This window comes from Cellulophaga baltica (genome assembly GCF_018861125.1).
Lineage (GTDB): Bacteria > Bacteroidota > Bacteroidia > Flavobacteriales > Flavobacteriaceae > Cellulophaga > Cellulophaga baltica_A.
Map to the genome: position 1 here is coordinate 88,284 of NZ_JAHKQN010000005.1, position 9,772 is coordinate 98,055.

Here is a 9,772-nt window from a genome sequence, read left to right on the forward strand (position 1 = left end):
TAAGAGCAATAGTTTTCTATCTTATTTCAGTATGTTTTTAAGAATTTTCTAAAATTCCTTTTTTTAGTAATTGTCCAAATTGATACATATCTTCATACGAACTGTAAAATGGTGCCGGAGCTAAACGGATTACATTTGGTTCTCTCCAATCTGTAATTACTCCGTTTTTCATTAAATAATCAAATAACGACTTCCCTTGTCCGTGTAAAAAAACAGACAATTGACAGCCTCTATTTTCTCTTGGAGTTATAATTTCAAAAGTACTATCAACTTCTTTATCTATTTCTTGTAAAATATATTCTAAGTACGATACTATTTTATCACGCTTTTCGATTAAAGTAGGCATACCAACCTCATCAAACATAGTTAATGAAGCTAAGTAAGGTGCTAATGACAATACTGGCGGATTACTTAAATGCCAAGCATCAGCAGTTTCAATAGGCTCAAATTCAGGTTTCATTAAAAAACGAGTTTCCTTTCTTGTACCCCACCAACCTTCAAATCTTGGAATATCAGTTTTATTTAAGTGCTTTTCATTCACGTAAATCCCTGATGCATTTCCTGGCCCACTATTCATATATTTATAGCTACACCATGCTGCAAAATCTACATTCCATTCATTCAGTTTTAATTCAATATTACCAACACCATGTGCTAAATCCCAACCTACAAAAGCACCAACATCATGGCCTGCTTTTGTTATTTTATTCATATCAAACACCTGACCCGTATAATAATTTACGCCACCAATAATTACTAAAGCAAGCGCATCACCAACTTCATTAATTTTTGCAACGATATCTTCAGTTCTCCAATGGTTTTCACCTTCACGTTTTTTCACTTCAACAATAGCATCATCAGCATCTAAACCATGAAAACGTACTTGACTCTGAATTAAATATTGATCAGATGGAAATGCTTTTTCTTCACAGATAATTTTAAATCTTTTTTCTGTTGGTCTGTAGAACGACACCATTAACAAATGTAAATTCACCGTTAAAGTGTTCATTACCGAAACTTCTTCCGTTTTTGCACCAACAACCTTTGCTAAAGGCGCAGCTAGACGCTCATGATAATCCCACCACGGTTTTTTTGAATAAAAATGTCCTTCAACTGCTAATGAAGCCCAATCCTCCATAACCTCATTAACAAAGTCTTTAGTTCGCTTAGGTTGCAAACCCAATGAATTTCCTGTAAAATAGATAACTTGTTTTCCATCAACTTTTGGAAAATGAAATTGTTCTCTATAATTTTTTAAAGGATCTTCGTTATCTAATTGTTGTGCAAATGCTAAGGTATTTTTAAACTGCATAAAAAAGCTTTTTTTCAAAATTACGATTTCAAAACCAATTTTTATAGCTTCTTATTTAAACCTATTTTTGCAAAAAGAAAAAAATGCATTTTTTATCTCCTTTACTTGAAAATTACATTGCAGATCATTCTGAAAATGAACCAAAAGTTTTACAAGAACTTACACGAGAAACACACTTAAAGGTTATACAACCAAGAATGATTACAGGACATTTTCAAGGTCGTGCATTGAGCTTACTTTCTAAACTTATAAACCCTAAACATATTTTAGAAATCGGTACTTATACAGGGTATTCTGCTATTTGTTTAGCCGAGGGTTTACAAAAAAACGGAAAATTACATACTATTGACGTAAATGAGGAGTTAGTAAATTTACAACGCCGTTATTTTGACAAAAGCGGTTTTGGCGAACAAATTATACAACATACTGGAGATGCTTTACATATTATTCCTGATTTAAAAGAGACTTTTGATCTTATTTTTATTGATGCTGAAAAAGCGAGTTACGATTTTTATTTTGAAGCCGTTTTAAAAAAAACAAAACCTGGTAGTGTGATTCTTTCTGACAATGTGCTTTGGTCTGGTAAAGTGGTTGAACCATTAAACCCAAAGGATAAAGCAACTAAAGTACTTTTAGACTATAACAAAAAATTAAAAGAAGATCCGCGAGTTGAAACTGTTTTATTACCAATTAGAGATGGTTTGACTTTAAGCCGAGTGTTGTAATCTTTTATACACCCCAAAAAACAATCTCGCCACCAATACTCCTGTTAAGCCACCCATAATTAAATCTAAAGGATAATGCACGCCCACATAAATACGACTGAATGATAAGAAAACTGGCCAGAGGTATAAAAACCAAATCCATTTAATTTTATCTTTTAAAAACAATACCGCTATAGTGGTTAGTGAAAATGAAAATGCGGCATGACCAGAAATAAAACTAAATTCTTGTGAAGTGTTTATCACACGTATAATTTTATTCAATGTAGGATCTGAGCTTGGTCTTAAACGCTCAAAGTACATTTTAGAATATTTGGTAAGAGCTAATATAAATAATAACAAACTAACCGTTATACCTACTTTAAATAAAGCCCGTTTTTTTGTCTGTTTGTATACTAATAAAAATAAGATGAAAATATATAAAGGTGTCCAAGTTAAAAGCTTTGTAGCAAAGCTCCACATGTAATCGTATTGTTCAATACCAAGGCTATTTAAGTAAATAAAAGTTTCCCTATCCCAGGCCAACAATTTATCTAACATTATTTTCTTTTAATTGAACCAGTAACTTCGTTTACATTTTCTTTTACCTTGTCTATTTCTTTTTTTATATCTGTAGCAAAATCAGTATTAATACCTTGTTTATCAGCACTCTTCTGAATTTCTTGCTTAATATCTTCAGTAGCATCTTTTAGTTGACGCATACCTTTACCTAAACCTTTTGCAATTCCAGGAATTTTATCTGCACCAAATACCATTACCACAATAAACATGATAAAAAATATTTCTGCACCGCTAATAAATAAAAAGTGTGTCATTAACATAGTACAAATATAATCAGAAGTTTTTCAGTGCAATAAAAAAATCAAAAAACATATATTACTACAACAGAGTTTTAACAAAAAATAAGTCCCATTTTCTAATGAATAGAAAATGAGACTCAAAACATAAATTAAATAAATAATTAGTTTTTCATTTGCCCTTTAAATTTATCAAAATCAGATTTCTCTTCTTTTGCAGGCCATGAATTATTTGCTGTATCAATATCTGCAGTTTCTAACTTAGGATCAACAATCACATTTGTTAATTCTTTTTCTAAAGCTAAAACTTTAGATACTTCTTTATCATTCTTTCTCCAAACTTCAACTGGATAAGTAACCATTTCTTTAGTACCATCAGCATAAGAATACTCAACAATTATTGGCATTGGAATACCTCCTGGCTTGTTAAACGTAACCTCATAAAAATACTTTGGCTCTTTAACTGCCGCTCTTTCAGTAGCAGTCATATTATCCATCATAAATTCTTTTAATGGTTGTGATACTTCTGTACCAGTTTTACCATTTAATGAAGCATCATAATCTTCAGTACCTTCTTCAGCTAAATAAACTAAAGATGGTAACTCACTAATATCTCTACCAACAGAAGCTGCATATTCTTTCATTTTTGCAGTTGGCTTAGTAGTAACCACATATTTTTTTACACTCTCAACACCTATATCAACATAGTTAGTTGTGTAAAACCATCCTCTCCAGTACCAATCTAAATCTACAGCAGAAGCATCTTCCATAGTTCTAAAAAAGTCTTCTGGTGTTGGGTGTTTAAACATCCAACGGTGAGAATATGTTTTAAATGCATGATCAAACAACTCACGACCCATTACCGTTTCACGTAAAATATTTAAAGCTGTTGCCGGTTTACCGTAAGCATTATTACCCAATTGAAATACATTTTCTGGGTTTGACATAATTGGCGCAATATAATCTTGATCACCACTCATGTACGATACTATTTTTGATGGCTCACCTCTACGAGATGGGTATTTATCGTTTGGTGCTATTGCATCTGGAAATGCATCACCAAATTCTTGCTCAGCCATGTATTGCATAAAAGTATCTAAACCTTCATCCATCCAACCCCATTGACGCTCATCAGAATTTACAATCATTGGGAAAAAGTTATGACCAACTTCGTGAATAATTACACTAATCATTCCATATTTTACTCTATCAGAATACGTACCATCTTTTTCTGGTCTACCATAGTTCCAACAAATCATTGGGTATTCCATACCTTGTCTTTTAGCATGTACTGATATTGCCTTAGGATAAGGGTAATCGAATGTATGAGAAGAGTATGATTTTAATGTATGTGCAACCGCTTTAGTAGAATACTCTTCCCAAAGTGGATTACCTTCTTTTGGATACATAGAAACCGCCATTACAGTTCTAGAACCTAATTTAACTGCTTGCATGTCCCAAATAAACTTACGAGATGTTGCAAAACCAAAATCACGAACATTTTCTGCTTTCAACTTCCAAGTTTTCGTTTTTTCAGAAAAACCTTTTTCAGCTGCTTCTGCTTCTTCTTGAGTTACAATTACAACAGGTTTGTCATATGATTTTCTTGCCGCTTCATAACGACTCATCATTTCTTTTGAAAAAACATCTTTTCTATTTTGTAAAACGCCTGTACCATCTAAAATATGATCAGCTGGCACTGTAATATTTACTTCATAATCACCAAATGACAAAGCGAACTCTCCACTTCCCCAGAACTGGTGATTCTGCCAACCCTCTACATCGCTATATACAGCCATACGAGGAAAAAACTGTGCAATTACATAAGCACGATTACCGTCTTCAGGAAAATATTCATAACCAGATCTTGCTCTGTTAATAGTATGATCAGGAATATTGTAATCCCATTTTACTGAAAAAGAAATTTCAGAACCAGCTTCTAATGGCTCTGGTAAATCTACACGCATCATTGTTTGGTTGATAGTGTAAGGTAATGCATTTCCTTTAGCATCTTTTACATAAGCAATATTAAACCCACCATCAAAAGGCGTACTTAAATAGTCTTTTGCATACGACTCTAATGTGTTTGCCATTGGTACACTTTTACCGTTTCTTAATGGCGACTTAGAATCTTTACTTCTTACATTTTGATCTAATTGTAACCACAAAAACTCTAAATCATCTGGTGAGTTGTTTTTATATGTGATAGTTTCAACACCATTAATTTTCGCATTTTTATCGTCTAAAACGATATCCATTTTATAATCTGCTTGTTGCTGATAGTATTCCGGACCCGGAGCACCTGATGCAGATCTGTAGCCATTAGGAGTTGAAAATTCTTGATACAATTGCTTAAAGCTGTTTACATTGCCATGTGGCGCAGTGTCGCTTTTTGGATTTTGTTCTTGGGCATTAAGTGATACCGCAAAAACGAACAAAAGAGCCACGAAATAATACTTAATCTTGTGCATTTTTTTATTAATTAGTTTAGTCTCTCGAAAATTAAAACTTTTTTAAGAAATTGTTAACGGATTATTATAAGTTTAACATTCCTTTATTATTTGAGCGTGTTAACACGTAGCTTTTCTTATGATCATTCAATTTAAAGTGAACAACATTCTTTTGATCGTCATACATATCAAACAACATCTCATTAGAAATCTCAATATTTTTTACTTCTGATAATTTAACATTTGGCACTTCTATATAACAAACCACAATATCATTATCATACTCCTTACCAATAAATTTTACAGGAACCTCATTACCATTTATAGCAATACTGAATTTGGTGTTTATATATTTTTCAATATAATTAGTTGTATTCTGCAGTTCTTTATCTGTCGCCATATGCAAATTAATATCATAACGTTCTTTGATTGTTTGCTCTAGATCATCAATAAAAACACGAGACGTTATTTGCAGGGCATTATCTTTTGAAGAATATGCAATATTTGTTACACTTACATAAAACTTATGAGCGGTTGTAAATGCGAATAACGGTAAAAGCACTAATATTATGCTTTTTTTAAAAAAATTTATCACCTATTTTGTTTTTAAGTTTAAAACAATTGGGTTACTATTGTTTGCGAAAATCTGCTTCTGTTACTGGTTTAAATTTAGGCTCTGGTATGTTATTATTTTTACGATAAATTCTGCTTTTATTTATCATAAATTGCCATATCTTAATTTTGTCATGCGTATCTACTACACCTTGAAAACGGGTGTCAATCTCGCAGAAATACATAAAATCATCAATTCTATCAGAACCAATATTCATATCGTCTTTAAAAGCTCTCTCTGAATAAAAATCACGGACACGTTCAGTTCGTGCGTATGCTTTTTCTTTTCTTATACGCTCACGCAACATTTTTTTACGTCCTGAAAGCATATTTAAAAATGCTGTTGGTGATATAATACTACCGCCAGCAGTTGCTGCATGAAAAGCTCTTTCACTCTTCGCCATTTTTTTAACATATGCATTTGGTAAACCTAAACTCCCTGCAGTTACTAAGGGTCTACTATACATATCGCGTGATAAATCACCAGATAAATTATAAGGCCGCACTACAATTTCTTCTAACTCATTTACCGCTTCTTCCAAGGTTATAAACAAAGTTTTACTTTCTAAAATCTCACCTGTAACTATTATTTCTTTTTTCGCATATTGAACCGATGAAAAAACAATAGTATCATATAAACTAGCTGCTATTTTGAAGAAACCATCAACATCAGTTATCGTGGCTTTATCTGTAGATATATTTAGTACGTGTGTTGCCTCAACATCGCCATCTGCACTAGAGACTTGTCCTTTTACTTCTTTTGAAAAGTATTCTTGCGCTTGCACGCCAGCAATGCTAAAAAGCAAACAAATAATTATTATTAATTTACTCTTTATCATCTAAACCTTTTCGAAATTCTTTACTGTGATTAACCAATGCCTCTATTAATTGAAACTCATGATCTTTTCGTAATAATGAGCGTTCAGGCATGTGAACATCACAATAATATAAAAACTCATTAATTCTATCTTTAGGTAACTGAAGGTCTTTTGTAAAAAACTCATCGTCATACACAGTGCGTAAAACCTCACTTAATTTCATTTGTTTTACAACTTCTTTCTCACCATCATTACCCTTCAAACCTTTTTTTACAGCTTTAAATAAACTTACAAAGTTTAAACCATTTTGCAAGCCTCGTTCCGTTTGTGAAAGTGCAATATTTTCAACCTCAGTAGTACGGTCAATTTCATAGGTATGCTCTTTAAACTCTTCATTTTTTACTTTTAAAAAAGCTTCTTGGTTTTCAGGAGTTACTACTACTTCTTCAAGTTCTGTTACTTTTTCGTTCACCTCGACTACCAAACGGTTATTATCTAAAATATCTTGCGTGATAATTACGCGACGTATTTGATAATTTACCGATGTAAATACAAGCTCATCTCCTAATTTTACATTAATCTCATATTCACCATTCTTATTGGTAATTACACCTCTTTCGGTAGTTACGTTTATAACATTTTCGTTTTGTACGCTAACATCTCTGTACAATACTTTACCTCGTAATAATGATCTTTCTTGACTTTGTGAAAAACCAATAGTTACATTGGTTATAAATAATAAAAGAAGTAGAATTTTTTTCATGTTGAATATGTAATAGCACTTATTTAATATAAATTGGCATCTAAATGTAGGATTTAAAATCAAGATACACAATGTGCTTAGCAAGCATAAAGAAAATGCAACTTCGTTTCAAAAAAAAGTAATCTACCATTAAACTTTTGTTAATTTGCAATTAGACCAAAATAATTTTGATTTGAAAAATTTACTTCTAGCAAGCACTTCTACGCTACACGGACAAGAATATTTAGCGTATTTATTAGACGATTTAAAAGAATTATACGCTACTGCAAATACTATAATTTTCATACCATTTGCTAGGCCTAGTGGCATTTCACATGATGATTATACGGCGATTGCTGCTAAAGCATTTGCGAAAATTAATAAAAAAATTATTGGCTTACATACTTTTAAAAACCCAATAGAAGCCATACAAAATGCTGAAGCTATTTTTACTGGTGGTGGCAATACCTTTTTACTTGTAAAACAGTTGTATGAGTTACAAATAATGGCTGTTTTGAAACAAACACTTGAAAACGGAACTCCTTATTTAGGTACTAGTGCTGGCAGTAATATTGCAGGACTAACCATGAAAACAACAAACGATATGCCAATTGTTTATCCGCCAAGTTTTGAAACCTTAGGTATGGTGAACTTTAATATTAACGCACATTATTTGGATCCGGATCCAAACAGCACCCATAAAGGAGAAACTAGAGAAACTCGAATTAAAGAATTTCATAATTTTAACAGCACTCCAGTAATTGGTTTGCGTGAAGGAAGTTTTATTAGGGTAAAAGACTCAAAGACAATACTTAAAGGCGATTTAAAAGCACGTATATTCTTACAAAACAAAGAGCCGTACGAAAGCTTAATCTTACAATTTTAACATTGTAAAAACAAATTAACTGACTCAGGTGCATTTTACCTTATAAATGTTTGAAAATATTTTTAGTTGCTTATTTTTGGTGCTATCTCAACGCTAAAAATAGCGCTTTTTATTATGCAAACACTTAACAAAACACTACCATTATTTTTATTATTTGTGCTTTTTGGCGCTTTTTCGTTACAAGCACAAGTTAAAATTGGCGATAACCCTGAAATTATTGACACTGGCTCATTATTAGAACTTAATAGTATTGACAAAGCTTTAGTTATTACTAGAGTAAGTACAGCACAAATGCAAAACATGACTCCATTACAAGGCGCAGTCGTGTACAATACGGATGATGCTTGTGTTAACTATTTTGATGGTACCGAATGGATAAATATTTGTGAAGCCTTTGGTGCATTGAACATTACAAGTACAGCCATACAAAATGATTTAGAAACCATTGTGGTAACTCGCTTAAATGAAGACGGTATAGAAGACGTTGAAGGTGCTATTTTTAATATTGAAGTAAGCGCTATTAATGGTGATAACATACAAGATGGTGTAATTGATAGCAACCACTTAGTAGATGGAGCTATTGGTAGAGACCAAATTGCTGAAAATGCTGTTTCTACTACTGAAATTGCTGATGGCGGAGTTCGAACTATTGATATTAGACCTGGTGACCCTAATGAAGTTTTGCAAACCTCAGATTCTGGAGACCTTGTACAATGGGGATCATTAAATGCTGACAATATAACGGGTGAAAATCTAACTGCTTCAGATACTTCAATTACTGTAACTTCTGGTGATGGCGCTACACTTATTAATGCATCAGTACAAGTTAGTGAAGGTGGTATTACTGAAAATAAATTAGCAGATAATGCTGTAACCAATACAAAAATAGACAAAACAAATATTCCTATTAGCGGTTTTGGCGCTGCTATTGAGGCAATTGATTTAGGCGGTAATACTATTAGCAACCTTGCTGAACCAAGCCTAGACCAAGATGCAGTAACCAAATTTTATGTTGATTCTCAAGTAGGTTCAATAAATATGCTTGATGATGGACTTATTTACGTTGGTAATACAATTAATGAAGCTACAGCAGTTCCTGTATCAGGAGATATTACACTAATAAATACAGGTGAACTTACAATTAATGATGATGCGATTACAAGTTCAAAAATATCAAATGAAACAATTTTATCAGAAGATATTTTAGATGGTACAATTGCTGACGCTGATATTTTAGACAGAACCATTTCTCCTTTGAAGTTAGCTGATGGAGTTAATGATGGTCAAATTTTAAGATACAATGGAACGGATTGGGAATTAGCTAACGAAAATGCTTTAGCAATAACTGAAGCCCAAGATTTAGAAAGTGTTTTAACTTTTGACCCAAGTGCTAATAATATTGTAATTACAGACCTAGGAACTCCAATTAATGA

At 32.4% G+C, this 9,772-nt stretch carries 9 protein-coding genes and 1 pseudogene; 3 read left to right on the forward strand and 7 right to left on the reverse strand.

Translation table 11 applies throughout. The features are described from left to right. Positions 1-37: 37 nt before the first annotated feature. On the reverse strand, positions 38-1,312 hold the full coding sequence (gene kynU / locus KO500_RS01095; RefSeq protein ID WP_215954646.1) for a kynureninase: 1,275 nt from the start codon (positions 1,310-1,312) through the stop codon (positions 38-40). An 83-nt stretch (positions 1,313-1,395) separates the two neighbouring features. On the opposite strand from kynU, the gene KO500_RS01100 reads away from it, so the two are divergent. Continuing rightward, positions 1,396-2,037, forward strand: coding sequence for an O-methyltransferase (locus KO500_RS01100; protein ID WP_215954647.1), 642 nt, complete (start codon positions 1,396-1,398; stop codon positions 2,035-2,037). Here the strand turns inward: KO500_RS01100 and KO500_RS01105 are convergent. From KO500_RS01105 to KO500_RS01130, 6 genes are all read right to left on the reverse strand, one after another. Further along, positions 2,020-2,574, reverse strand: a complete 555-nt coding sequence (locus tag KO500_RS01105; protein ID WP_215954648.1) for a phosphatase PAP2 family protein — start codon at positions 2,572-2,574, stop codon at positions 2,020-2,022. The genes KO500_RS01100 and KO500_RS01105 overlap by 18 nt on opposite strands. After that, positions 2,574-2,849: a Sec-independent protein translocase subunit TatA/TatB gene (locus KO500_RS01110; RefSeq protein ID WP_215954649.1), complete on the reverse strand. Its 276-nt coding sequence runs from the start codon at positions 2,847-2,849 to the stop codon at positions 2,574-2,576. The genes KO500_RS01105 and KO500_RS01110 overlap by 1 nt, the downstream gene beginning before the upstream one ends. 146 nt (positions 2,850-2,995) lie before the next feature. Then, the gene (locus tag KO500_RS01115; protein WP_215954650.1) at positions 2,996-5,302 is read right to left on the reverse strand and encodes a M1 family metallopeptidase; all 2,307 of its coding nucleotides are present in this window, start codon (positions 5,300-5,302) and stop codon (positions 2,996-2,998) included. A gap of 64 nt (positions 5,303-5,366) precedes the next feature. Then, a complete protein-coding gene (locus tag KO500_RS01120) occupies positions 5,367-5,876 on the reverse strand; it encodes a DUF6702 family protein (RefSeq protein ID WP_354668426.1) in 510 nt (169 codons plus the stop codon). A 34-nt stretch (positions 5,877-5,910) separates the two neighbouring features. Further along, positions 5,911-6,732: a carboxypeptidase-like regulatory domain-containing protein gene (locus KO500_RS01125; RefSeq protein WP_215954651.1), complete on the reverse strand. Its 822-nt coding sequence runs from the start codon at positions 6,730-6,732 to the stop codon at positions 5,911-5,913. Then, on the reverse strand, positions 6,719-7,474 hold the full coding sequence (locus tag KO500_RS01130) for a carboxypeptidase-like regulatory domain-containing protein (RefSeq protein ID WP_215954652.1): 756 nt from the start codon (positions 7,472-7,474) through the stop codon (positions 6,719-6,721). The genes KO500_RS01125 and KO500_RS01130 overlap by 14 nt, the downstream gene beginning before the upstream one ends. Positions 7,475-7,646: 172 nt before the next feature. Here KO500_RS01130 and pepE point away from each other — a divergent pair, with 172 nt between their 5' ends. Beyond that, positions 7,647-8,339: a dipeptidase PepE gene (gene pepE / locus KO500_RS01135; protein WP_215954653.1), complete on the forward strand. Its 693-nt coding sequence runs from the start codon at positions 7,647-7,649 to the stop codon at positions 8,337-8,339. Between the two features lie 114 nt (positions 8,340-8,453). Beyond that, positions 8,454-9,772 (forward strand): annotated as a pseudogene (locus KO500_RS01140) (hypothetical protein); the annotation flags it as partial.

Excerpts from the sequence above, each read along its gene's own strand:
- KO500_RS01130 (WP_215954652.1), bottom strand. The coding sequence starts at position 7,474 with ATGAAAAAAATTCTACTTCTTTTATTATTTATAACCAATGTAACTATT.
- kynU (WP_215954646.1), bottom strand. The coding sequence starts at position 1,312 with ATGCAGTTTAAAAATACCTTAGCATTTGCACAACAATTAGATAACGAA.
- KO500_RS01110 (WP_215954649.1), bottom strand. The coding sequence starts at position 2,849 with ATGACACACTTTTTATTTATTAGCGGTGCAGAAATATTTTTTATCATG.
- KO500_RS01100 (WP_215954647.1), top strand. The coding sequence starts at position 1,396 with ATGCATTTTTTATCTCCTTTACTTGAAAATTACATTGCAGATCATTCT.
- KO500_RS01125 (WP_215954651.1), bottom strand. The coding sequence starts at position 6,732 with ATGATAAAGAGTAAATTAATAATAATTATTTGTTTGCTTTTTAGCATT.
- KO500_RS01105 (WP_215954648.1), bottom strand. The coding sequence starts at position 2,574 with ATGTTAGATAAATTGTTGGCCTGGGATAGGGAAACTTTTATTTACTTA.
- KO500_RS01115 (WP_215954650.1), bottom strand. The coding sequence starts at position 5,302 with ATGCACAAGATTAAGTATTATTTCGTGGCTCTTTTGTTCGTTTTTGCG.